At 36.1% G+C, this 24,931-nt stretch carries 19 protein-coding genes, 2 tRNA genes and 1 pseudogene; 13 read left to right on the top strand and 9 right to left on the bottom strand.

The window, feature by feature from the left end; genetic code table 11:
* Window positions 1-6 precede the first annotated feature (6 nt).
* The 7 genes from sseA to phnX all read left to right on the top strand — a co-directional run bounded on the left by sseA (window position 7) and on the right by phnX (window position 8,170).
* Window positions 7-876, top strand: coding sequence for a 3-mercaptopyruvate sulfurtransferase (sseA, locus tag ME5_RS07905; RefSeq protein ID WP_008040024.1), 870 nt, complete (start codon window positions 7-9; stop codon window positions 874-876).
* Between the two features lies 1 nt (window position 877).
* A complete protein-coding gene (locus tag ME5_RS07900; RefSeq protein WP_008040022.1) occupies window positions 878-1,408 on the top strand; it encodes a GNAT family N-acetyltransferase in 531 nt (176 codons plus the stop codon).
* 541 nt (window positions 1,409-1,949) lie between these two features.
* A complete protein-coding gene (locus tag ME5_RS07895) occupies window positions 1,950-2,975 on the top strand; it encodes a putative 2-aminoethylphosphonate ABC transporter substrate-binding protein (protein ID WP_008040020.1) in 1,026 nt (341 codons plus the stop codon).
* 115 nt (window positions 2,976-3,090) lie between these two features.
* Window positions 3,091-4,161, top strand: a complete 1,071-nt coding sequence (locus ME5_RS07890) for a putative 2-aminoethylphosphonate ABC transporter ATP-binding protein (RefSeq protein WP_008040018.1) — start codon at window positions 3,091-3,093, stop codon at window positions 4,159-4,161.
* 3 nt (window positions 4,162-4,164) lie between these two features.
* The gene (locus ME5_RS07885; RefSeq protein WP_008040016.1) at window positions 4,165-6,204 is read left to right on the top strand and encodes a putative 2-aminoethylphosphonate ABC transporter permease subunit; all 2,040 of its coding nucleotides are present in this window, start codon (window positions 4,165-4,167) and stop codon (window positions 6,202-6,204) included.
* 13 nt (window positions 6,205-6,217) lie between these two features.
* Window positions 6,218-7,345 (top strand): TIGR03364 family FAD-dependent oxidoreductase, encoded by a 1,128-nt coding sequence (locus tag ME5_RS07880; RefSeq protein ID WP_008040014.1) that lies wholly within the window; start codon window positions 6,218-6,220, stop codon window positions 7,343-7,345.
* A 21-nt stretch (window positions 7,346-7,366) separates the two neighbouring features.
* Window positions 7,367-8,170, top strand: a complete 804-nt coding sequence (gene phnX / locus ME5_RS07875) for a phosphonoacetaldehyde hydrolase (RefSeq protein WP_008040012.1) — start codon at window positions 7,367-7,369, stop codon at window positions 8,168-8,170.
* An 833-nt stretch (window positions 8,171-9,003) separates the two neighbouring features.
* On the opposite strand, the gene ME5_RS10895 is transcribed toward phnX, so the two are convergent.
* The 3 genes and pseudogenes from ME5_RS10895 to ME5_RS07865 all read right to left on the bottom strand — a co-directional run bounded on the left by ME5_RS10895 (window position 9,004) and on the right by ME5_RS07865 (window position 11,854).
* Window positions 9,004-9,138, bottom strand: a complete 135-nt coding sequence (locus ME5_RS10895) for a hypothetical protein (RefSeq protein ID WP_008040010.1) — start codon at window positions 9,136-9,138, stop codon at window positions 9,004-9,006.
* Between the two features lie 188 nt (window positions 9,139-9,326).
* Window positions 9,327-10,492, bottom strand: a pseudogene (locus ME5_RS07870) (IS3 family transposase).
* Window positions 10,493-11,779: 1,287 nt separating this feature from the next.
* Window positions 11,780-11,854: transfer RNA gene (locus tag ME5_RS07865), tRNA-Asn, on the bottom strand.
* A 439-nt stretch (window positions 11,855-12,293) separates the two neighbouring features.
* Here ME5_RS07865 and ME5_RS07860 point away from each other — a divergent pair.
* The 5 genes from ME5_RS07860 to ME5_RS07840 all read left to right on the top strand — a co-directional run bounded on the left by ME5_RS07860 (window position 12,294) and on the right by ME5_RS07840 (window position 18,624).
* Window positions 12,294-12,367, top strand: a tRNA-Cys gene (locus ME5_RS07860).
* A gap of 253 nt (window positions 12,368-12,620) precedes the next feature.
* A complete protein-coding gene (locus tag ME5_RS07855; RefSeq protein WP_008040008.1) occupies window positions 12,621-13,295 on the top strand; it encodes a protein-L-isoaspartate O-methyltransferase family protein in 675 nt (224 codons plus the stop codon).
* Between the two features lie 147 nt (window positions 13,296-13,442).
* The gene (locus tag ME5_RS07850) at window positions 13,443-14,798 is read left to right on the top strand and encodes a TolC family outer membrane protein (RefSeq protein WP_008040007.1); all 1,356 of its coding nucleotides are present in this window, start codon (window positions 13,443-13,445) and stop codon (window positions 14,796-14,798) included.
* 226 nt (window positions 14,799-15,024) lie between these two features.
* Window positions 15,025-15,543 carry a DUF2497 domain-containing protein gene (locus ME5_RS07845; protein WP_008040006.1) on the top strand — a complete coding sequence of 173 codons (519 nt, stop codon included), beginning with the start codon at window positions 15,025-15,027 and terminating at the stop codon, window positions 15,541-15,543.
* Window positions 15,544-15,900: 357 nt separating this feature from the next.
* On the top strand, window positions 15,901-18,624 hold the full coding sequence (locus ME5_RS07840) for a valine--tRNA ligase (protein WP_008040005.1): 2,724 nt from the start codon (window positions 15,901-15,903) through the stop codon (window positions 18,622-18,624).
* A 65-nt stretch (window positions 18,625-18,689) separates the two neighbouring features.
* Here the strand turns inward: ME5_RS07840 and ME5_RS07835 are convergent, their stop codons facing one another.
* Window positions 18,690-18,923 (bottom strand): hypothetical protein, encoded by a 234-nt coding sequence (locus ME5_RS07835; protein ID WP_245256511.1) that lies wholly within the window; start codon window positions 18,921-18,923, stop codon window positions 18,690-18,692.
* Between the two features lie 307 nt (window positions 18,924-19,230).
* On the opposite strand from ME5_RS07835, the gene ME5_RS07830 reads away from it, so the two are divergent.
* The gene (locus tag ME5_RS07830) at window positions 19,231-20,025 is read left to right on the top strand and encodes a tetratricopeptide repeat protein (protein ID WP_008040003.1); all 795 of its coding nucleotides are present in this window, start codon (window positions 19,231-19,233) and stop codon (window positions 20,023-20,025) included.
* A 294-nt stretch (window positions 20,026-20,319) separates the two neighbouring features.
* Here the strand turns inward: ME5_RS07830 and ME5_RS07825 are convergent, their stop codons facing one another.
* From ME5_RS07825 to xth, 5 genes are all read right to left on the bottom strand, one after another.
* Complete coding sequence (locus tag ME5_RS07825; RefSeq protein WP_008040002.1) at window positions 20,320-21,066, bottom strand: amino acid ABC transporter ATP-binding protein; 747 nt, start codon at window positions 21,064-21,066, stop codon at window positions 20,320-20,322.
* 13 nt (window positions 21,067-21,079) lie between these two features.
* Window positions 21,080-21,796 (bottom strand): amino acid ABC transporter permease, encoded by a 717-nt coding sequence (locus tag ME5_RS07820; protein WP_008040001.1) that lies wholly within the window; start codon window positions 21,794-21,796, stop codon window positions 21,080-21,082.
* Window positions 21,797-21,798: 2 nt separating this feature from the next.
* Window positions 21,799-22,551 (bottom strand): amino acid ABC transporter permease, encoded by a 753-nt coding sequence (locus ME5_RS07815; protein WP_008040000.1) that lies wholly within the window; start codon window positions 22,549-22,551, stop codon window positions 21,799-21,801.
* A 117-nt stretch (window positions 22,552-22,668) separates the two neighbouring features.
* Window positions 22,669-23,574, bottom strand: a complete 906-nt coding sequence (locus ME5_RS07810) for a transporter substrate-binding domain-containing protein (RefSeq protein ID WP_008039999.1) — start codon at window positions 23,572-23,574, stop codon at window positions 22,669-22,671.
* 147 nt (window positions 23,575-23,721) lie between these two features.
* A complete protein-coding gene (gene xth, locus ME5_RS07805; protein ID WP_008039998.1) occupies window positions 23,722-24,510 on the bottom strand; it encodes an exodeoxyribonuclease III in 789 nt (262 codons plus the stop codon).
* Between the last annotated feature and the right edge of the window lie 421 nt (window positions 24,511-24,931).

Here is a 24,931-nt window from a genome sequence, read left to right as displayed (position 1 = left end):
TTTTTCATGAGCAAAGACTATCAACATCACGACTATAATCCATTTCTTGTGACACAAGAGTGGCTGAAGCATCACATTGAACGTCCTGATATTTCAATTATTGATGGTTCATGGTTTTTACCCGCCGCTCATAGAGATGCGCGTGAAGAATATGCAAATACACATATTATAGGTGCTGTTTTTTTTGATCATGAACTTGTTTCTGATCAAAAAACGAATCTTCCTCATACCCTTCCAAAACCAGAAGATTTCGCTCGTTATGTTAGTGCCATGGGTGTTACTCAAAAGGATACAATCATTATTTATGAAACCAATGGTTTTTTTTCAGCACCACGCGTTTGGTGGATGATGCGCATTATGGGTGCCAAAAAAGTCTTTATTCTTGATGGTGGACTAAAAGGATGGAAAGATGCAGGTTTGCCTGTCACCAATCAAATTACAAAAGTCGCACCTGCTTCATTTTTAACAGATTTTCAAAGGGACAAAGTTGTTTTTTATGAAGAAATGATCAAAATTGTTTCAAATACAAATATTCAAATTATTGATGCGCGGTCATCGCAACGTTTTTTTGGTCATGAGGTTGAGCCACGTCAAGGTTTGCGTCTTGGGCATATGCCGAATGCGTATAATGTGCCTTATGCGTTATTGTCTGAAAATGGTTTGTTAAAATCTAAAAAAGAGTTGAAAACGATTTTTGAAAATGCAGACATTGATATTTCAAAACCTATTGTCACAACTTGCGGTTCAGGTATCACAGCAGCCGTGCTTATACTTGCGCTCGAATCGCTTGGAAATGACAATGTTAGGCTTTATGATGGTTCATGGAGTGAGTGGGGGACAAAAAAAGACTCACCAGTTGCAGTAGGCCATAAATAATATGATAAAAAATTCAAATTATCTTCAAGCACGTGTTACTTTTTTAGAAATGTATAAACGTCCTCAAAATTCAGTAACACCACCTCTTCATCAACGGTTGGCTATTATGAAAGCCTTTGATGTTCCAGTTCATTTTTATCGTTATTTATATGAGCTTATCGGTAAACAACACCATTGGATCGTGCGTCATCGTATGGATGATCAAACACTTAAAAACCTGTTATCATCGACGTTAACACAAATTCACATACTTTATGTGGATGGCTGTCCTGCAGGTTTTGCCGAAATTAATTTACGCCAAATGCCTGAAAGGGGTGAAATAGTGTATTTTGGTCTTGTTCCTGATTATCAAGGAAGAAGATTGTCAAAGTTTTTTTTGCAAGAAATTATTTTATCTTTATGGGATGAAAATCCTGAAAAAATCATTATCCAAACCAATACATTGGATAACCCTCGTGCGTTACAACTCTATCAAAAATGTGGTTTTGAACCTATAGACTTTAAAGATGTTTTGATTGAAAAATGGAAATGATCCAAAACTTTCATGAGTAATAAGAGCTATATCTGCCTAAATTTACCATATATGCATCATAATATTCTAATATGTATTTTAATCATTATCATCTAAGAAATAGGCCTGAGTGTTTTGAATAAAAAACAAAAAATTTAATTTAATAATTCGTACTACGCCAAATTTTTATAAAAAATGGCCTTTTGTATGCGGCATCAAATTTAGTGAGAGTAAGGGGCTATATGTTTTGTTTTCTAATTATTTAAAGAATGCGCTTAATTAGATTTGTTGTGTTTATGTTAAAACTACAGTCACATTCATTTATGATAAAATAATTGCTCATTTTAAGAAATGTTGCAGTCTATAAATGATGGAAGATTGAGAGTATATATTAAAAGACAAATATATTTTTGTTTTATGGGTTCCAGTAAGAATATCTCTAGTTGAGACTTTATTAATTAGATATTGATTATTTATTAAATTCTTTTTTAATTTTGTCACATGTCAGTAACATAACATGATTATTACGCCTGCTTAATATGATTTTAAGTAGGAGTAATGTATGTACAAAATTATTTCGATCATAATGTTATCGACGATTTGTTTTTCAAGCACTGCATTAGCAGAAACACGTTTAACTGTTTATAGTGCTTTTGAAGCAGAAGATCTTAAACGTTATAAAGATACTTTTGAAGCAGCTTATCCTGATATTAAGATTGATTGGGTCAGAGATTCAACAGGTGTTGTTACAGCCAAGCTTTTAGCTGAAAAAAATAATCCAAAGGCAGATGTAATTTGGGGCGTTTCAGCAAGTTCTCTCGCTTTATTCAAAAATGAAGGTATGTTAGAACCATATGCTGCTAAAGGTGTTGAGCGTTTAACACCAAAATTTCGTGACGCTTCTAATCCTCCAAGTTGGTTGGGATTAGATGCTTATGCAGCCGCTCTTTGTGTCAATACCGCTGAATTGGCAAAAGTAGGTGTATCGATGCCGCAAAGCTGGGCTGATCTAGCAAAGCCTGAATATAAAGATATGATCGTCATGCCCAATCCAGCTTCATCAGGGACAGGATTTCTTGATGTAAGTGGCTGGATACAAATGTTTGGTGAAGAAAAAGCTTGGTCCTATATGGATGCTTTACATAAAAACATTTCATCATATTCGCATTCAGGTTCAAAGCCATGTAAAGATGCAGCGCGTGGAGAATTTGTCATTGGTATTTCATTTGATTTTCGTGGAGCAAAAGAAAAGTCATCTGGTGCACCAATTGAAGTTATCATTCCGCAAGAAGGTATAGGTTGGGAAGCTGAAGCAATTGGCATTGTTAAAGGAACGAAAAATCTTGACGCTGCAAAAAAGTTGTTAGATTTCTCAATTAGCGATGAAGCAATGAACATGTATAGTGTTGGCTATGGTGTTTTGGGTGTTCCATCATTTGAAAAGCCTGTAGAAAATTTTCCTAAGAACGTTCATGAAAAAATGATTGATAATGATTTTTCTTGGGCAGCGCAAAATCGTGAGCGCATTATAGCAGAGTGGACAAAACGCTTTGATGTTGGAAGCCAAAAGAAAGATCAATTTCACTAACTTTTACGTTTTATGACTCAAACATTTCCTGTTTTTGCTAAAGACTATTAATTTTTGGCTATCATTTAAGTAAAGCGAATGTGTCAAAAAACTAATTTCCTAAGGAAAATATAAAATGACGACTCCACATATTGTAATTGATCATGCAATGAAGCGATTTAAAAACTTTATAGCGCTTAACGATGTTTCTTTGTCGATTGAAGAAGGGGAGTTCGTATGTTTTTTAGGGCCTTCAGGGTGTGGTAAAACAACACTTCTTAGATTGATAGCCGGACTTGAACGTCAAAATGAAGGACGTATTTTTATTAAAGGTGAGGATGTCACTAATCAACCAGCTTTAAAACGTGATTTTGGCATAGTATTTCAATCTTATGCATTATTTCCTAATCTTACAGTGAAACAAAATATTGCTTACGGTTTACATGGACGTGGCTTAAAACGCACGAAAATTAATTTTCGTGTAAATTCGTTACTAGAAATGATCGGTTTAGCTGATCAAGGTGACAAGTATCCAGCAAAATTATCTGGCGGACAACAACAGCGTGTTGCTCTTGCACGTGCACTAGCAACAAATCCTTCACTTCTATTACTTGATGAGCCTTTGTCAGCCCTTGATGCGCGAGTTCGAACACATCTGCGTAAAGAAATGAAAGAATTACAGCACAATATTGGAGTTACAACTATTATGGTTACTCATGATCAGCATGAAGCTCTTACCATGTCGGATCGTATCGTTGTTATGCGTGATGGTCAAATAGAACAAATAGGCACACCACACGATATATATGCTTCACCAGTAAATAGTTTTGTTGCGGATTTTATTGGTGAAATGAATTTTATTCCTGCTGAAATTATTGCTGAAAATAAAGTCCGCATCGGAAAATCGATGATTACAACAGATACGTCTAAGGTTGATAATCGTAATATTGTCTTAGCTATACGCCCAGAAGATATCATAGTTGGTAATGTTGGTAGCTATGAACAAAACTCAATAATTGGGCGTATTGATGATAGTGAATTCTTTGGTTCATTTGTGCGAGCTCGTTTAAGCGGTGGGGATCTTGATTGCTCTTCTATTTTGGCGGATATTTTTGGTGTTTCGAAATATCAGCAAAGTTTTGCACATGGTGATATGATTAGTATGCACTTACCTTTTGAAAAATTACGCATCTTTGAAGCGGCGTAATTCATGTTAAAAATTTTATTGGGTGAGGAAAATTCAGCTGTTTTACAACAGTTTTCTTCAAATTCATTATCTCATCGTAATAAGTTAGTTCTTCAAGATTCATGGTTACAAAGAGGTCTTCTTTTAATTGTTATTTTTTATTTTTTTATAACTTTGGTTTTACCATTGACATTGCTTGCATCTAAAGCATTTCAAAGTTTTAGTTTTGATTTAAGTATTATTGAAATTTTAATGAAGAAAAATGGTGCTTGGCAAGATGAAATAACACTTGCTGATTGGCAAGAAAAAAGTGAATATGTTGCCAATCATGGTTTGCGTGCAAGTGAACGTAGCCGTGAATTGATAACCAATATAATTCCAAAAACAGAACTTGAAAATATTGAGCTATATCGTGTTTTAGATAATAGCTTTGATGGAGTATTATTGCTTGATGGTAAAGTTCTACCACATGGTAATTGGATTGAGCTTTCGACTTCAGATTTGGCGAATGTGCAGATTAAGCCTGTTATGCAATATAGTATTGCCAATTTTGTTGATTACTTTTCTACGTCTTTTTTACGTCAATCAATATTTAATTCGCTTAAGATTGCTGCTCTGGTATCATTGATTGTTACACCGATTGCATTCTTGTTTGCTTACGGCATCATACGGACACGCATAGTTGGTAAAACAGCATTTCGTCTTGTTGCTTTTATTCCCGTTCTTATTCCATCTGTGCTTCCCGCAATCGGTCTTGTTTATCTTTTCGGTCGGCAAGGGATTATTACGCCATTATTGATGGGGCAAAGTGTTTATGGACCTATTGGTATTATATTAGCGAGTATTTTTTTTACATTTCCGCATGCGTTAGTTATTATGATCGTCTCATTAGGTAATGCCGATAAGCGTTTATATGAAGCAGCTGAAGTATTGTGCGCCTCACCTTTGAGAATATTTATAACGATTACTTTGCCTGCTGCTCGTTATGGTTTTATTTCAACTGCATTTGTTGTTTTTACACTTGTTGTCACAGATTTTGGTGTACCAAAAGTTATAGGTGATGATTATCAAATGCTTGCTATCGATATTTATAAGCAAGTTATTGGCCAACAAAATTTCCAAATGGGTGCTGTTGTTTCCATGTTGCTCCTTTTGCCAGCAATTTTTGCGTTTTGTATCGAACGTTTTGTAAGTAAAAAGCAAATTTCACAATTAACAGCACGTGCAGTGCCGTATTCTCCAGATATTAACCGCAAACGCGATATAATATTTTTTATTATATGCTTAGTCGTTTCAGTTTTTATTTTATTGCTCGTATCTATGTGTCAGCTTGCTTCTGTTGCTAAATTTTGGCCATATAATATAACACCTGTATTGAGTCATTTTGACTTTAATCACATGGATGGTGGCGGTTGGACATCTTATTGGAATTCGCTACAGTTGGCATTCTATGTAGCAACACTAGGCATTGTTGTTGTCTTTTGTGGTGCTTATATTACTGAAAAAATTAAAGAGTTTTCTGCAGGACGGTTTTTATTACAGCTTTTAGCCATCATGCCAATGGCGATACCTGGAATGGTGCTTGGTCTAGGATATATTTTCTTTTTTAATAATCCGTCCAATCCGCTTCATTTTTTGTATGGAACAATGGCTATACTTGTTATTTGTACCATTACTCATCTTTATACTGTGCCTCATTTAACTGCTACAACGGCATTAAAACAAATGGATAGTGAATTTGAGTCTGTATCTTTATCACTTAAGCAACCACTCTGGCGTATTCTTGGTCGTGTTAGTGCACCTGTATGTTTTCCTGCAATTTCTGAAATTTGGATATATTTATTTGTGAATGCTATGACGACCGTTTCAGCATTGGTATTTATTTATAGTCCAAATACAACCCTTGCTTCAATTGCTGTCCTAAACATGGATGATGCTGGTGATGTTGCAGCCGCAGCTGCTATGGGTATGATGATATTTTATACAAATGTCATTGTTCGGATTGCGCATTCTACTATTACTAATTTTGTCATACGACGTCAGCATAATTGGCGCAGCAGTTAAGAAGATTATATCGATGAATAAAAGCTATGATATTGCAATTGTTGGTGCTGGTATAGTGGGACTTGGTACAGCACTTGCCGCTATGCGCATGGGAAAAAAAGTGATTGTCATTGAGCGTTCACCACATGCAATTGGTGCATCAATTCGTAATTTTGGTTTTGTCACCGTTACAGGGCAACGTGCCGGTGCACATTATCAACGTGCGTTACGTAGTCGTGAAATATGGGCTGAGATTGCCGCTGAAGTTGGTTTTGATATTATTCATTCTGGTCTTGTTATCCCTGCATATAGAGATGAAGCAGCTCATGTTGTGGAATCATTTCTTAAAACAGATATGGGACAATCATGCACTTTGATTACTGTCGATCAGGCTTTGCAATATGTGCCAGCTCTTAAAACAAAGGGTATAAAAAATATATTATATAGCCCACATGAATTGCGTGTTGAATCAGCTCTAGTTATTCCGCAACTCGCGAAATGGCTTCATAAAAAACACGATGTTAATTTTTTTTGGAATACGTCTGTTTATGCTATTAATGGTAATACACTCCAAACAACACAAGGGGTTATTTCAGCTGAAACCGTTATTGCATGTCCTGGGAATGATTTTTCAACACTTTATCCTGAACGTATTGCTGTACATAATTTGTCTATTTGTACATTACAAATGTTACGTGTTGCGCCAGAAAGAATTTTTAAACAAAAAGCAGCCATTATGTCTGACTTAAGTTTGGCACGCTATGAAGGGTTTAGTGCGTTGCCTGAAGCGAGAGGATTGGCCGAAAGACTTGATAAAGAAGAGAGCGAAAAACGTGCCGCTGGTATTCATTTGATAGCTGTTCAGTCAGCTGATGGTTCATTGGTGGTTGGTGATAGTCATGTGTATGGACATAGTCCCCAACCTTTTGCTTCAGATCATGTTGATAATATGATTTTAGAAGCTCTTGACGATGTCTTCGATATTCCTAAGCGTAAAATTGTAAAAAGATGGATAGGTGATTATGCATATTCAGCAGATAAAACGGTTCTGATAGATAGACCCGAACCTAATGTTCGATTGGTTGTGGTGACCGGAGGTACAGGAGCTTCAACTGCTTTTGCTTTAGGTGAAGAAGTATTGAATGAACTTTATAATATATAAATAAAAGTAAGGTTGTATAAGATGTCGCATCTCAAAGCTGTAGTATTTGATTGGGCTGGAACTGTTATTGATTTTGGTTCTTTTGCTCCAATGGGGGTATTCATTGAAACTTTTTCACGTTTTGGCATAGAGGTTACTCTTGAAGAAGCCCGCCAGCCCATGGGATTACCAAAGCATGATCACATAACAGCTATGATCAATAATAGTCGTATTCATGCGGCATGGACTTCTAAATATGGAAAAGAGCCAAGTGAAAAAGATATTGATGCGATTTATGATGTTTTTGTACCTTTAAATGAAGCTATCATTCATAAATATGCTTCACTTATTCCTGGCACTATAGATGTTATAACTGAATTAAAACATCGTGGAATGAAAATAGGTTCAACTACAGGCTATACACGTTCAATCATGGAGCGTATTTTACCGCTTGCGGCTGAACAAGGATATGTTGTTGATAATCTTGTTTGTGCTGGAGATGTTAAACATGGGCGCCCGACGCCACTTAATATGTACCGCACATTTCTTGATCTTGATGTTTGGCCAGCCTCAACAGTTGTTAAAATTGATGATACAATTGTTGGTATCCTGGAAGGGGTAGAGGCAGGGTGCTGGACTGTTGCTGTTGCATTAAGTGGTAATGAATCAGGGCTTACACAAAAAGAATATGACGCTATGAATAAAAGTGATCGTTTGTTACTTCGACAAAAAATTGAACCCATATTCCGTAAAGCTGGGGCAAATTTTGTCATTGATACTGTCGCTGATTTATTACCTATCATTGATAAAATCGAACAGTTAATAGAGTGTGGTGAGCGTCCTTGATTTGATATTGATTTTTCAAAATAATTCTAATTCGTCATTACAATATATAGTGTCTTTTATAAATGATGGAAAATAGAATGACCTTTTAAAGAATTATTTATTTTCTTTATATGAAGAAGCACAACTATGTTTTTTAGAAACATTAAAGTTACTGTTTTAGGAAAGTCTTTATTGATTGAAGTAAAGATATTAAAAAAAAATTCTTTTGGCGCCAGCTTAAAATTATATTAGATTATATTTTTACACTATGCGGAGGCTTTGCATAAATATCAAATAATGTGTTTATGGTTGTCACTATAATCACCTTAGTTTAAAATTCATTTACTCTACCACAAAGCTAGAGCCAATAACATTAACAAGAGTTGCTCCAGAAGAAACAGAAATTTGATGCACTCTTACCCGCTTCTTTGACGACAGCTACATAAATATTTTGTCTCTATACATTATTTTAATGAATATAATTATTATGCATATTTTTTTATCCATTTAAATTTGTTTCCTTTCTTATAAGGTTATTATTTGTATGCTGATTATTTTATATTTTTAAAAGGATAATTATTTAACATCGCGATATTTTTCGAAGTTCATAAATAGAAGTCTTTTTTAAAATTATTCACCTTTTATGAATTACCATAATAGCCAGCTTTTCCTTATTCTTTTGCTATGCAAAACCATTCTCGGATGATTGATGACAATAGTACCAAACCGTCATTTGTCCGTTTTTTTACTCAAATTTTCTCCGTTTCGTTTCTTACACAACAAAAAAAATTTAAAAAATCTCAACGAGTTCTTGCTTGTCAGGAGGTGACTATTTGACTTTAAGTCGTGGCTTTTTAATCGCCATCAAAAGCAATGGTTTTTTTTGATATAAAAGAAATATTAAGGTTACTATCACTAAACCCATCAAAAAGAACGATAATTTTATGAAGTTCGTCTCCAATTTGCGACTGTTTGAAAACCAATTCCATGCGTTCTCATTCGTGCCCCCAAAAAAGATAATTCGCCTAATTTTTGCTTAATGATAAATAATTTCACTGAAGTAGGAACTGCTTAGGTCAAAAAACACGAAGGGTGAAGATTACGTTTTAGACAGTAAGAGATGGCTCAATTTGTCTGAACAGTTTGTAGTGTTTTGTTAAGTGAATTTGCGTCTTGATCACGCTGTCATTATTATGGTTTCCAACGCTTTGAAGTATGCCATATCCAGTATTATCGCTACCAAGCGATGAATGTGGATTTCTGGTATTGCAAAAGTTAGATATCGGCCAATGCCAGCACGTGCCTTAGCAACGCTCTTATAGGTATGGAGATAAACCTCCTCATATTTGACTGTTTCAAAATCGCTCAACAAAGGCATTGTGGCGTCACGCGCCCTTGCCATCCATTGAGATAGCGATTTGCGCGTTCTGTAGTACTGCCGTGAAGTCTATCGACGTCAATTGTGAGTCTTGGTTGGTATTGAATATGTCGGGTTTACCATAACGCGCAAGTGCTTCCTTAACGACGCTCACCTATGCAAAAAGCGGCTACCATTGTCATTGACCGCCACAAAGACAAAACCCTTCGACTAAACCAGTCCACAACGACACAAAGATAAAAAAACCACAGGCTATGGGAATATAGCTGATGTCCATCGCCCAGACCTGATTAAGCCATGTCACAGCCAGATGACGCAGCAGATAGGGATAGACTTTATGAGCAGAAGTTGGCTTCGAGGTATTAGACCGTCGCGGTATATCGCTTCTATCCCTATTTTCTTCATTTGCGTGGCGACATCTAGTTGCCCGACTTCCATCTTTCGCTTTTCAAAGCCCTTGCAACATTCAGCTTCTCGCAAACGGATATTCGATATTCAAAATGGAGTTCGTCAATTCGGCGTATCAGTGCCAAATCACCATCTGATACATGGCACGGGGAATAGTAAAGACTGCCACGGCTGAAACCTAAAAGCTTAGATTGGCGTGAGATCGATAGTTTGTGTTCAGGGTCAATCATTTCTTTGCACTCAGCAATCCCGCCGTGTTGAACGCCCCTGATAAAAAATCATTCTCTAAAGTCAGCTCCCCAATCTTGGCATAAAGCGTCTTCACATCAACGCTGGGCGCGCACTGTTCTGCCTTGGCTTCATGACCAAATATGAAAGTCGCCTTCTCAAGAAGCTGATCTTTCCATTGCTTGATCTGGTTTGCGTGTACGTCAAAGTGGTGAAAGAATCCAATAAGGTTTTCTTGCCCCTGATTGCAGTAGGGGGTACTTTCGCTTAAAAGCTGCGCTATGGTTTCGGTATGGTCGTATTATCGTAATGTCTCTTGTCATCGACATCTAAGCCAAAATCAGGCAAAAACTCCACTGAGCGTAAATGCTTAAATTTCCTAAACTACTTCTAATTTTCTGTTTAAACAATATTTGAAGCGCCACTCATTATTTCTTATGTTTCTTGTTCAAGATGTGCTACAATAGCCTCTCGTAGTTTATGAAAATAGAGTATTGCTATATTAAGATTAATACCTAATAAAGTGGCTGCTGAACGGGTACTAGAACCAGCGATAAAATACTTGAAGAGTTCGTTTTTGCCGTATTTGTAAGTGACGACTTTTATGACGAGACTTGTCCATATGAGACTAGTAATTATTTTCTTTTATCTATGACAGCCTCAATTTTTAAAGGTTATTAGAAATTATATTTACGAAAAAAATTGGTTAAATATGACAGCTAAATTATTATATTTTGATATAAAGAATATCTAAGGCATTGTTAGACAAATATGTTTCAACCATGACGTGATTTTATTACGTCGTAAGCAAGATAAATCCTTTTATGTATTTTAAGACTTCACATCAAATTATCCGTTTAGCGGTTATTTATTATGTTCGTGATTGGTTTTCTCATTTCTATAAATTAATCGCTTGTTCTATTCGTAAAAACATAAGAATGAATGTTTTAATTGACTGTGGCGCCTAATAAAGTTTTCTTTAAAATCAAAGGAAAACAATATCTATGTCGAATTGTTGATCATGAAAGTGAAGTATTGGAATGATTTTTTCCAAGCGCCGCAATAAATCTGCTTTTTTGAGGCTTATAAAAAAGAAATAGAATGGGCTTTCAGAAATAATAACAACAGATAGACTTGCTTCATATAATGCTACACTAAATATATTGGCGTTGAAGAGCGACAACAAACAGGTCGTCGTCTTAATAATCACTATGAGAATTCTTACCTATGATTTTGCCGACGAGAACGAGCGATGCAACATTTTTAAAGCATAATAATTTTACAGAAATACACACATGTTAAAGTACACATACATATTTATTTTAATCATGAGAGGCATCTAATTATTAGACAAACATATAAGCAAAATAGAACCACCACTCTTCATAAGTGACTTAATTTGACGCTTGCGTCAAATGCAATTTTCATGTCTTTTATAGACGAGTTGGAATTAACCTGACAAAATGGTTAGCGTAAGCAATCTTAATGCATGAATTTAGTCCCAGTATGGGCTATTGATTGTGCTTAAAATGGGTTCAAAATGGTCCCAACACGCATTTTTTTAAACTTAATTTTCAAATTTAAACTTAATGACAAATATTTAGCTATAAAACTAATGGCTCCCCGGGCCGGATTCGAACCAGCGACCAACCGGTTAACAGCCGGTTGCTCTACCACTGAGCTACCGGGGAACAGTGCTCAAATGTATAATGTTGGTGGGCTATAGCAAATGCAATACTGATTTGCCAAGTGGAAAAAGTCTTTTTTTTGAAAAAAATTCAAAACATATTTTGTTTTATTGTTTTTATGATCTTTTGACGTACGTAAAATACGGTCTTTTATAGAAAATGATCAATAATAATGTCTCTTTAATATATTACGATTTTAAAAATTTATAGGTGCGTGATACATTAATATGTCGTATTACATTTATATAAAATGAGAATCATTTTCTTTTATTTCATGAAATTTAAGTTTTTAGATATATTATACCCTGTTGATTGATAAAACGAAAAGCAATAAAAAGTTGTGCTTAGCGTCTTCATGATTAAGAAACTTATTTGAAAAGGCGGATAATACCTTGACGGATCACTCGCCTTGACTTAATGAGCCTTTTCATAGTTGAAATGAGGCCTCGTGGCGGAATGGTTACGCAGAGGACTGCAAATCCTTGTATCCCGGTTCGATTCCGGGCGAGGCCTCCACTTAAAATGCAAAGTGATTAAGTTATAGAATGTCACAGTATCAATAGCTGACGATCAGTTTTAGCTTTTGAAAAAACAAATTCCAGTAGATTATATTATTTAATTTCTCATTATTGCATAAACTTGTCATTGACGGGCAGGCTGTTTTTTGCGAAACCGATAAGCATTATTTCTTAACTTAAGTCGCATATTGTTATTCCACTGTGATGAATGTTTTCATAAAACACAGATGTGAAGAAGGAAAGGTCAGGGTATGACTACTGATTTTGCACAGCTTCGTCTTAAAATGGTTGATAACCAAATTCGTACTGTTGATGTTACGAAGTTGCCTGTTTTGGCGGCCTTTTTGACTGTAGAACGAGAAAGATTCGTTCCAGAAACCTTGATAAATTTAAGTTATCTCGATCAAGATATTCCTCTTACAGATAAAAATTCAAACAATTCTTCCCGTTACATGATGAAACCTGCAGCTTTAGCCAAGCTTATTCAAGCAGCTGATATAAAGGCTGATGATGTTGTTCTCGATATTGGCACAGGTAATGGATACAGTGCCGCACTGTTTTCTCAACTTGCGCGCTCCGTTATTGCCTTGGAAAGTGATGAAAAACTTTCCAAAAATGCTGTAAAACTACTAAATGATAATGGTTTCGATAATGTTGCTGTAGTTTTGGGTGACTTACATGTGGGCTTTTCTAAAGAAGCTCCATATGATGTGATTTTTCTAGAAGGTTCAGTCGATTTTATACCAGATGATCTTTTGAAACAGCTTAAAGAAGGTGGCCGACTTGTTGTTGTTGAAGGCCAAGGAAATGCTGGTATTGCTAGGGTTTATATCAAAGAAGACGGTGTCGTATCATCAAGGCGTCTTTTTAATTTGGCTATTCAACCACTTGCAGATTTTTTAAAGATACCTGAATTTGTGTTTTGATGATACGATTAAAGGGTTGCGTATATGCAACGTTTTTAAAATTTAATGTTTCCATAGATTGCAATTTGTTTTGAATGCGATAAAGAATAAAATGAATCTTTAAATGGGCATTTATATTTTATAGAATTATTTGGTAGAGGTATAGCTGTGGTAAAATCAAAAAAGGCTCTTTTAACGGCTTTATTACTTTCGGGCGCCGTTTTTACGTCGGGTTCTGCGCATGCTGAGACTTTGATGGGGGCTCTTGCTAAAGCCTATACGAATAATGGAAATTTAAATAGCGAAAGAGCTGGTACACGCATTTTGGATGAGGATATTGCAATCGCAAAATCAAATTTTCGTCCTCAAATTGAAGGATTCGGTACTTACGGTCGCGGACGAACTCCTACAACAAAATATTACACAACTACGGGTTCTATCGGTATTCAATTAAGCCAAAAAGTGTTTGATGGTTTTGTGACAAAAAATACCGTTGCGTCTGCTGAAGTGAAAGCACAAGCACAACGTGAATTTTTACGAAATACCGAACAAAATATCTTAGTAAATGCAGCAACAGCATATGCAGATGTGTTTCAATATCGTCGTATCGCAGATTTAAGACGAGAAAATCTTGCCGCTTTAGAAGAACAGGTTCGTTCTGATCGGGCAAAACTTGATGTCGGTGAGGGTACACGCACTGATCTTGCGCAATCTGAAGCTGCTCGTTCGGTTGCAGTTTCAGAATTGAGCCTTGCACAGGCCGATGTTCAATCAGCAGAAGCTGTATATCGACAAGTCATCCGTGATGATCCAGATAAGCTTGAGCGTCCTCCTGTGGCAAACCAAATTCCTAAAACACCTGATGTCGGATATAAAATTGGGGCTTCAACTCATCCTGCAATTTTGTATGCACGTTATTTAATTGATGCAAGCTCATATAATGTTAAAGCCAAGGAAGGTGCATTGATGCCTCAATTGGATATTTCAGCAAGTACATCTTATAATGAAACTTATAATGGTCCAGGTGTTAGCGGTACATCCAATTCTGTAGGTTTATCCTTGAATGTTCCAATTTATCAGGGCGGTCGTACATCTGCACAAATTCGACAATCAAAAGAGCAATTAGGGCAGGCACGTATACAACTTGATATGGCACAAGACAGTGTGCGTGAAAATTTGGCATCTTCTTGGTCACAACTTGAAGGTGCGCGTGCATCAGTAATTGCATATCGTGACAGTGTTAGAGCTGCACAGATTGCTTTAAATGGTCGTGTTGAAGAAAATCGTGTTGGTCAAGCCACGACATTAGATGTTTTGGAATCGCGTTCACAGTTAATTAATGCTCAGATTTCTTTGGTAACGGCAGAAAGAAATGTTGTTGTTGCCAGCTATAATGTTCAATCAGCAATTGGAAAAATGACAGCAGATCGTTTAGGATTACAAGTTGTGACCTATAATCCAGAAGAACATAACCGGGCTGTAAAAGATAAATGGATTGGTTTACGCACACCTGATGGACGCTAATGACATCATTTGTCGATAAATAATTTTTTAATTTTTTTAACGCCGTGAATGCGGCGTTTTTTTATGAATACCAATTGGATTTAAAATAAGCTATTCCATTTTTTTAGTAAAGAAAGTTGTGTGTTGTTTTTGCTGTACGTCTCTCAATCATTTTATAGTTTGATTAAGTTTGCTAATAATAATGTATGATTCTTTTACTAGATTTTTAAATTAAGGGGTTATGGGGATGGCACAAAGTTCAAGTGCAATGCGTGAGCCAACCATGGATGAAATATTAACCTCTATCCGGGAAATTATAGAAGAAAATACGGCACAGGATAAAGAATATTTAGCCAATCAAAAAGATCATCATATGAATAAAACGAAGGCGGTTAATGATGATTTTCAACAAGATCAATATGATTCATTATCCGTTGATGACGCTATGGAAGCATTAGCTGCGCGTATTGGTCTTGCTTTAGATCCTGAACTTGATTCATTTCGCCTTAAAAATCAACAAAGCTATAGTAGGCGTGTTTCAGATAATGACAGTCATTTTGAAATTGATTCTTTAAATGAAAAACAGAAGTTTCATTCAAAAACCACTGATGAGTCTTCTTTTGTTAAAAATGTAGAAACGATCGCTGAAGAAGACCTTCGTAAAGTTTTGAATGGTTGGATGGAAAAGCAACTTCCTATTCTTGTTGAAAAAATTGTTCGTGAAGAAGTTATAAAGGCATTGCGTGGATATTATACATCAGCTTAGATAAGCTTCTTTATAAGATTTTCGGAAAAGTTTCACTTATGTTTTACAGTCTGAATATGATTTTTGGTAGTTTCCATATTTATAATATTAAGTTTGTGGGATGATTGGTGCTTGCTTATTGATATGTGACTTAAATATAGCATTGTCATCTGCTATCAAAGATATTCTTCATGATATAAAAGAAAACTATTATAAGTTTTCATAGGATTGAATCCTTTTTTTGACTGATGAAATGGTCTTTAAAAAAGTCCTTTCATTTCCTATAAGGTGACAATATGAGATGATTTTAATTTGATCTCACATATCTTTTGATAAGCGTATAAATTGATTCCGCCGTAATGAGCCACTGGATAGATAATGTTAGAAAAAAATTATGATGCAAGGGTAACTGAACCTCGTATTGCAAAAGCTTGGGAAGATAATGGCGCTTTTAAAGCCGGTGCAGGTGCTAATCCCAATGCGCAAGCGTTTAGTATTGTTATACCGCCACCCAATGTCACAGGTTCCTTACATATGGGGCATGCACTAAATAATACGATACAGGACATTATGGTGCGTTTTGAACGTATGCGTGGCAAAAATGTCCTATGGCAACCAGGAATGGATCATGCTGGCATCGCCACACAAATGGTTGTGGAAAGACAACTTTTAGAACGCAATGAACCAAGCCGACAGGAAATGGGGCGTGAAAAATTTGTGGAACGTATTTGGCGATGGCGAGAAGAATCAGGTGGCTTAATCGCAAACCAATTGCGTCGGCTAGGTGCATCATGTGATTGGTCGCGTGAACGTTTTACAATGGACGAAGGGCTTTCTAAGGCTGTTTTAGAAGTCTTTGTATCTCTTTATAAACAAGGATTAATTTATAAAGATAAACGACTGGTCAATTGGGATCCAAAGCTTTTAACCGCTATTTCTGATCTTGAGGTTGAGCAAAAAGAAATCCATGGGCATCTTTGGCATTTTCGTTATCCTTTGGAAGGAAAAATCTTTGATCCTTATGACGAGACAACTTTTATAATTGTAGCAACGACACGACCAGAAACTATGCTTGGTGATACTGGTATTGCTGTTAATCCTGATGATGCTCGCTATAAAAGCCTTATAGGAAAAAATGCAGTTCTTCCATTTGTCGGGCGGTTACTTCCCATTGTTGGAGATGATTATGCAGATCCTGAAGCAGGGTCTGGTGCCGTTAAGATCACTCCAGCACATGATTTTAACGATTTTGAAGTCGGCCGGCGTAACAATTTGCGTGTCATTAATATTATGACACAAAAGGCTCAGATATTTTTGCGTAATAATGAAGAATTTATGGATGGATTGCCATCATCCCAATCACTCGATTTACTGATCGATGCATTAGATATGACTGAACGTTTTATCGCCAGACAAAAAATTTTGGAAATAATGGAAGAGGGGGGCTTTTTAAGCCATAGTGAGGACCATCCTCATATGGTGCCACATGGTGACCGTGGCGGTGTTCCCATTGAGCCATTATTAACAGATCAGTGGTATGTTAATGCTGCAAAGCTTGCTGAACCGGCACTTGAGGCTGTCAAAAAGGGTCAAACTACAATCACGCCCAAAAATTGGGAAAAAACTTATTATCATTGGATGGAAAATATTGAACCTTGGTGTATTTCTCGTCAATTATGGTGGGGACATCAAATTCCAGCATGGTATGGACCTGATGGCACTATATTTGTTGAGAAAAGCGAAAATGACGCCATTCTTGAGGCCAAAAAACACTATGGCAAAGATGTTGAACTTATTCGGGATTTGGATGTTTTAGATACATGGTTCTCTTCTGCTTTATGGCCTTTTTCTACACTTGGCTGGCCAGATAAAACATTAGAGTTAAGCACATATTATCCTACAAGCGTTGTCGTTACAGGTTTTGACATTCTCTTTTTTTGGGTCGCACGGATGATGATGATGGGCATTCACTTTATGGGGGATGTTCCATTTCATAATATTTATATGCATGCTTTGGTGCGTGATAAAAATGGTGCAAAAATGTCTAAGTCAAAGGGCAATGTGATCGACCCTTTAGAACTGATTGATGAGTATGGCGCAGACGCTTTGCGTTTTACACTTGCAATTATGGCAGCACAGGGTCGAGATGTAAAACTTGATCCAGCACGTATCGCTGGCTATCGTAATTTTGGAACCAAATTATGGAATGCCACACGTTTTGCTCAAATGAATGGGGTTCAGCATGACCCCAATTTTAACCTTAAGACGATCACACTACCATTAAATAAATGGATTTTAACAGAGCTTTCTAGAACTGTAGAAACTGTCACCAAAGCGATTGAAACATATCGTTTTAATGACGCGGCTAGCTTTCTTTATCGTTTCATCTGGAATTTTCTTTGTGATTGGTATCTAGAACTTTTAAAACCGATATTCAATGGTGATGATAATCATGCAAAAACTGAGGCACAGGGTTGTGTTTCTTTTGTTCTTGATGAAGTCTATAAATTACTTCACCCTTTTATGCCCTATATGACAGAAGAGCTTTGGGCACTCACTGCGTCGTCTGAAAAACCGCGCAAAACAATGCTGGCATTGGCAGATTGGCCAAGTGTTGATTTTTATGATGAAGATGCAGCAGATGATATAAATTGGTTGATTGATCTTATCAGTGGCATTCGTTCGGTGCGATCAGAGATGAATGTTCCAGCTGGAGCGCAAGCACCACTTGTTATTGTGGGTGCAGATGATCTAATCAAACAAAAAATACAAACGCATATGGCAGCTATAAAACGATTGTCCCGAATAGAAACGCTTGATTATTCAGATGAGGTTCCTGAATCTTCTGCACAAATAGTTTTAGGAGATACTGTATATTGCTTGCCTTTAGGTCGTCTTATCGATCTTGATGCAGAAAAAAAGCGTTTAGAAAAGGAAATCAACAAAATCGATTTAGACATATCAAAAATCAATCAAAAACTTGGGAACCCTAAATTTATAGCCAATGCTCGTCCAGATATTGTTGAAAGTGATAGACAAAAACTTGTCGAACTTATGCAAATGAAAGAAAAAGTTTCATCGGCAAAATCACGTTTAGATTAAACCTTTTGTTTGGCTTTGATCAATTAAATGATCATATGAAAACCGCCTTATTATTTTAGGCGGTTTTACATATTGCTTCCTACTGGAGACGCATAATTTTTTTGTACAACTGGCGTTTCTGTCGTGATTTGAGAAGGACTAAGAGTTCTCCATTGGCGCTGTCCATTATCGCCTAAATACCAATAACCTGTTGTCGCAAGGTCGCTATTGATTTCATCTTGCTTTTCCAAAGTGCTGCATGCTGATAAAAATGCAGTTAAAAGCAAACATAGTGCCATACGATAACGTCTATTCATCATTTTATTTTGCCCAACATGTACGCAGTTCGCTATATATAAATTAATATTTCTCATGGATTGTTACCATTATTCTTAAAGCTTTTATATAAATGTAGCATTAATGTAAATTCAAAAACTCTCTTTTCTATACGTTAACCAAATACTGAAACAGTGCAAAATGTTGCGTATTAGCAACACAAATTTTCTCTTTATCATGCTAGGTGTTTTGAAAAGAAAAATGCCTCATTGCGACCACAAAGCCAATACAATTTGTCAGTGTGCTGCTTAAAAGCAATGAAATGGCAGGGGTGGATTTGGAAGTTGTTCTATGAGTGTTTTTAAAAAAAGATGTATTGCTTGTGTAACTTTTGTTGCATTTGGATTGTGTCTTTCAAATGGTTTATGTCTTGATATAAATTCTCAAAAAACAGACTCAGATAATCAATTACATTTCTTTAAAACAGGTATATCTGCCTATAAAAAAGGTCATAAAGACCAAGCTTTAAAGGCTCTTCGTTATGCTGCTGAAATGGGTCATACTGGTGCAAATTGGAAACTTGCACGTATGTATGCTGATGGTGACGGTGTTACTGAAAATGATTATGCAGCTTTTAAATTTTTTGTGAAAATAGTACAGGACGGTGCCGAGCCAGGATCTGAGGATGAAAGCTATCTCTCGGATGCTTTGGTTGAAATTGGTGGATACTTATATACGGGTATCCCCGACTCACCTGTTAAAAAAGATATTGCTCATGCACGCAGTGTTTATATGCAAGCGGCAACAAATTTTGGTAATCCCGAAGCGCAATATAGATTGGGTCGTATGTTATTAGCGGGCGAAGGCGGAGATGTGAATTCTGTTCAGGCCGCACGTTGGTTTCAACTTTCTGCAAAAAAAGGAAATGCGGCAGCTCAAGCTATGCTTGGCAATATGCTGTTTCAGGCAGGTAAAACAGTTCGCGGTCTTGCTATGATGACCGCAGCTTATGAAAAAGCCTCTCATAATGATCAAAACTGGATCAGAGAAATGCAAGAACGTGCATTTGCTTTATCAGAAGAAGCAGATCGGCGTACGGCTATTTCTTTAGCAAATGATATGTCTGGGAATCAGAGCAGTTACTAATTGTCTTTTTATATGTAAATGATTGAAAAATTTTTTCTAATGTTTTTTCTTATCGAGTTTTCATCCTTTAGACCAAAACAGTTATTCACTGTTTTTAAATCCATTGTAGTTGCCAAAGATGAGGTCTTGAGCCTCAAATATATTAGTTTTACATTTTATCATTAATGAAAAGCACGTTGTTTTTGTGTTGGATTTTCAATAAAAATGATATTATCCTTAAATAAATAAAATAAGATTTTGATGAAAGACAATTCTACCTATTTTAAAATATTAAAAAAAATTTTAAATTTGTATTTAATGACTAAGGATATTTGAAAGAAAATTTTGAGCTCTTGGAGTGCGTGCTTTAGGATCAGCAAAAAAATCATCTGACGGGCAATCCTCGATGATTGTACCTTCATCCATAAATATCACACGGTGAGAAACTTTGCGTGCAAAACCCATTTCATGAGTGACGCATATCATTGTCATGCCTTCTTGTGCAAGTCCAACCATCACATCGAGAACTTCACCAACCATTTCAGGATCAAGTGCGGATGTTGGTTCATCAAAAAGCATGACTATAGGATCCATTGTCAATGCCCGTGCAATAGCAACACGTTGTTGTTGCCCACCTGATAATTGACCTGGATATTTGTCTTTATGATCAATTAAACCAACTCTATCAAGATATTTTAAGCCATGATCAATCGCTTCCTTTTTATTGCGATGTAAAACTTTTCTTTGGGCAATTGTTAAATTTTCCATAACGGAGAGATGAGGAAAAAGCTCAAAATGTTGAAACACCATACCGACGTGACTGCGTAGTTTCGCTAAATTGGTTTTAGGAGAATGCACAGCACTACCGCTGACCCAAATTTCTCCTTTTTGAACGGGTTCAAGGGCATTAATTGTTTTGATAAGTGTTGATTTTCCTGAACCTGATGGTCCACAAACCACAACAACTTCTCCTTTGTCAATGGTTGTTGAACATTCTTTTAAAACATTGAATTTTCCATACCATTTAGATACGTTTTTCATTTCAATCATGTGGTCGGACATGATGATTTCCTCACTAACGAATAATAGATACTTTTTTCTGAACGTAACGCACGAGTTGAGATAACGTAAAACAGATGACGAAATAGAAAACAGCAGCAAGTATATATGCTTCTTGTTTAACAGCAAAATTATTGGCCAAAATATCAAAACCTTTTAACAAATCATTGCCACTGATTGCATAAACAAGTGATGTGTCTTGAAATAAAATGATGACCTGCGTAAGAAGAACAGGAAGCATATTCCTCAATGCTTGAGGTAAAATAACAATAATCATACTTTGCCAATATGTCATGCCAAGAGCTTGAGCTGCAAATTTTTGTCCTTGTGATACTGAGCGAATACCTGCCCTCATGATTTCAGCAAAATACGCGGCTTCAAAAAGGGTAAATGTAATTAAGGCTGATTTGTTCGCACCAATTGATTCACCCGTAATAAAAGGCAAAAGAACAAAAAACCATAAAATAACCATGACTAAAGGAATAGATCGCATGGCCGTAATATAAATTGTCGCAATTCCTGAGATAATTTTAAATGGTGACAATCGCATCATTGCTAAAAGCGTTCCCAATATCAGACCTAAGATTGAAGCGACAATTGTTAAAACTATACTGAATATTAGACCCGATAAAATGTAAGAACGAAATACATCAAATGTAAAAAATGAAAAGTCAAAGCCTGAAAAATCAAACGTAAAATATTGAGCGATTGTCGGACCTAAAAAATCGAACATAATTAGCGCCCTTCCTTTTGAAATCCAGGAATTTTCACAGATCTTTCAATGAGTGACATGATAAGAAATATTGCTAATGAAATGATCACATAAAGAAGAGTGACCACGATATAGTTTTCATAAACATGGCTGACTTCTTCAATCGATTGATATTGGAATTGCATTAATTCGTGAATGGAGACAGCAAATGCCACTGCAGAGTTTTTCACAATTCCCATCGCTTCAGAGATCAAAGGTGGTAATATTGTTCGCATGGCTCTTGGTAAAATGACATAGCGATATGTTTGATAAGTCGTAAATCCCATAGCCATTGCTGCATAACGTTGCCCTCTTGGAATGGATTCAATACCTGAGCGTACTTGTTCTGCAATACGTGCTGAGGTAAAAAAACCAAGCGCGAAAATGACTAATAAAATAGGTGGAAACCCCAAAGCAACAGGATAAATTTTAGGTACTACAAAATACCATAGAAATATTTGCACAAGAAGAGGAATGTTGCGCATGACTTCAATCCAAATATGTGAAATAAAACGTAAAAAACGATTAATGAATGATGTGGCGGGTAATGTTCGCATTGTACCAAAAAAAACACCAACGATAATCGCTAATATAAGACTAGATACCGACAAAATAGCGGTATTGGCAAAAGCTGTTATAAGTGTATCAAGATAGGTATGACTAACGCCGGGTTCCCCGAAACAACCTGGGATTTGAACCTGATCGAGATCATCCATGCAAAGAAATGAAAAATCCATAAATGCTATCCTGATAAAAATATATACGTTAATGATCGCGAAAATTTTATGAAACAAGGTGTTTAAAAGGCTTTTTCCATAAAATATGGAAAAAGCCTTTTGAAGAATTATTAAGACCTATTTATTTTCTTCGTAATCGTTCATAGGCTTAGTATTTAAATGTTCCCACGCGTATTTGGTAGAGTCTGATAAAGGAAGACCAATGACAACATTCAATGGCGGTATTGGTTCTAAAAACCATTTATTATAAAGTTTTTCCATTGACCCGTCTTTTACTTGGCGCTCAATACTATCATCAATCGCCTTTTTTAAATTGTCATCGTTCAGACGCATCATACAGGCAATGGGTTCAACTGAAAGAATATCGTCAATCATAACATAGTGAGAGGGGTCTTTTGATTTTGCAATATTTGCCGCAAGAATAGATCCATCCATAATAAAGGCATCGGCTCGACCTGATTCTAATAATAAGAAACTATCAGCATGATCTTTGCCATTGACTTCTCTAAAATTAATATTTTCGGCTCGTTTGTTTTTACGTAATGTTTGAACTGAAGTTGTACCAGTTGTTGTCGCCACCGTTTTTCCGTTGAGATCTGCTACTGTTTTTATGCCGGAATCTTTTTTTGTCGCAATACGAACTTCCTCAACATAAGTTGTATAAGCAAATGCAACTTCTTTAGCACGCGCAGTATTATTTGTTGTGGAGCCACATTCAAAATCATATGTACCGTTTTGAACCAAAGGGATGCGATTTTGCGATGTAATTGGTAAATAATTTATTTTAATCGGTGTGCCGATTTTTTTTGAAATATCATCAATGATGCGTTCAGCCATTTCGGTGTGAAAACCGACATATTTGCTGTTGCCTAAAGCTTGGGCCAACCCAGATGATTCACGAACACCAAGTGTGATGCTTCCACTTTCTTTAATTTTTTCAAGTGTATCTTGTTGTTGCCCAAGTGATGCACTTGTTGCACTCATAAATAAAATAGTGGTTAAAGCCAAAAGTTTCTTTTTCATGAATGTTCTCCTCATTTATTATTTTTATTTATTTATGAAAATGTCGTTAAACGACTAATTCTCATTTTAACAGTTATCACATTTTTAAGCTTTTATGACAATCGCTTAAACTTGATTATAATCAATTTAATGATGCTTTGATGGATTTTATGCTATCGATTCATTGATTTTAATCATGGCAGGTGCATGGTCGGAAGGTTTTTCCCAACCACGTATATCGCGTTGAATATAAGCTGTTAATAATCTGTCGGCAGCTTCTGGGGACAATAAGAGATGATCAATACGGATACCATTATTTTTAGGCCATGCACCAGCTTGAAAGTCCCAAAAACTATATACGGATTCATCAGTCACACATCGAATACTATCGTAATATCCTAAATTAAGTATCCGCTGATATTCTTGCCTAATTTCGCTAAGAAAAAGGGCATCATTTGACCACAGTTCTGGGTTTTTAGTATCTAAAGGGGAGGGGATAACATTATAATCCCCTGCCATAATGAATATTTCTTCTTTTTTAAGGCAGGAATGAGCATGATCATATAATCTCTTAAGCCATCCGATTTTATATGAGTATTTAAGTGTGTTTACTGGATTGCCATTAGGGAGATAAAGTGAGGCAATACGAACAACACCATTTTGAGAAGAATAAACCGCTTCAATGTAACGGGCTTGATCGTCATTGTCGTTACATGGAAGACCTTTATGGACTTCATCAGGTGTTTTTTTCGACAATAGCGCGACGCCGTTAAAGCTTTTTTGACCGTGGGTTTCAATATGGTAACCAAGTGATTCTATTTCATCGCGCGGAAAATTTTCATCAATGCTTTTTACTTCTTGAAGGCACACAATGTCGGGCTTATAGTGTTTAAGCCATTTTATTAATGTATCATGACGAGCTTTTATGCCAGCAATATTCCATGTTGCTATTTTCACGTGTCCGATTCCTGTAAGTCATGTAAAAAGTAAATAACATTTTAAATGGAGCAATCATTTGCATCAAAATTTGAACATTAAATTGTCCTTATGATTATCAGATAACGCACCCTAAGTTTCTATCCATAACATTAAATGCCTTGTTGTGTATAATTTTATATTCAGAATCGTTTTAATTGCTATGGATGATGACGCGCTAGTGTATATGACGTGTTGATCAAAACGATGCATTTTAAGTAATTTGATCTATAATTATGCTTATTATGATAAAATAAAGCCTGAAATAGTCACAGAATAACATGAATAATCAGTTTTTTTGTTTTCTAAAGCATTTTTGTGCATGTAACCACTTGACCATTTTAAGCTTTGCCGTTATCAAGATCAAAATAAGAACCAATGTGAGATTTGATTTTTCATAGCG

It is taken from the genome of Bartonella tamiae Th239 (assembly GCF_000278275.1).
In the GTDB taxonomy this organism is placed as follows: domain Bacteria; phylum Pseudomonadota; class Alphaproteobacteria; order Rhizobiales; family Rhizobiaceae; genus Bartonella; species Bartonella tamiae.
This window is presented reverse-complemented; position numbering and strand designations above follow the sequence as displayed.

Coding starts and splice junctions, on each gene's coding strand:
- sseA (WP_008040024.1), top strand. CDS start 7: ATGAGCAAAGACTATCAACATCACGACTATAATCCATTTCTTGTGACA.
- ME5_RS07900 (WP_008040022.1), top strand. CDS start 878: ATGATAAAAAATTCAAATTATCTTCAAGCACGTGTTACTTTTTTAGAA.
- ME5_RS07895 (WP_008040020.1), top strand. CDS start 1,950: ATGTACAAAATTATTTCGATCATAATGTTATCGACGATTTGTTTTTCA.
- ME5_RS07890 (WP_008040018.1), top strand. CDS start 3,091: ATGACGACTCCACATATTGTAATTGATCATGCAATGAAGCGATTTAAA.
- ME5_RS07885 (WP_008040016.1), top strand. CDS start 4,165: ATGTTAAAAATTTTATTGGGTGAGGAAAATTCAGCTGTTTTACAACAG.
- ME5_RS07880 (WP_008040014.1), top strand. CDS start 6,218: ATGAATAAAAGCTATGATATTGCAATTGTTGGTGCTGGTATAGTGGGA.
- phnX (WP_008040012.1), top strand. CDS start 7,367: ATGTCGCATCTCAAAGCTGTAGTATTTGATTGGGCTGGAACTGTTATT.
- ME5_RS10895 (WP_008040010.1), bottom strand. CDS start 9,138: ATGGAATTGGTTTTCAAACAGTCGCAAATTGGAGACGAACTTCATAAA.
- ME5_RS07855 (WP_008040008.1), top strand. CDS start 12,621: ATGACTACTGATTTTGCACAGCTTCGTCTTAAAATGGTTGATAACCAA.
- ME5_RS07845 (WP_008040006.1), top strand. CDS start 15,025: ATGGCACAAAGTTCAAGTGCAATGCGTGAGCCAACCATGGATGAAATA.
- ME5_RS07840 (WP_008040005.1), top strand. CDS start 15,901: ATGTTAGAAAAAAATTATGATGCAAGGGTAACTGAACCTCGTATTGCA.
- ME5_RS07835 (WP_245256511.1), bottom strand. CDS start 18,923: ATGATGAATAGACGTTATCGTATGGCACTATGTTTGCTTTTAACTGCA.
- ME5_RS07830 (WP_008040003.1), top strand. CDS start 19,231: ATGAGTGTTTTTAAAAAAAGATGTATTGCTTGTGTAACTTTTGTTGCA.
- ME5_RS07825 (WP_008040002.1), bottom strand. CDS start 21,066: ATGTCCGACCACATGATTGAAATGAAAAACGTATCTAAATGGTATGGA.
- ME5_RS07820 (WP_008040001.1), bottom strand. CDS start 21,796: ATGTTCGATTTTTTAGGTCCGACAATCGCTCAATATTTTACGTTTGAT.
- ME5_RS07815 (WP_008040000.1), bottom strand. CDS start 22,551: ATGGATTTTTCATTTCTTTGCATGGATGATCTCGATCAGGTTCAAATC.
- ME5_RS07810 (WP_008039999.1), bottom strand. CDS start 23,574: ATGAAAAAGAAACTTTTGGCTTTAACCACTATTTTATTTATGAGTGCA.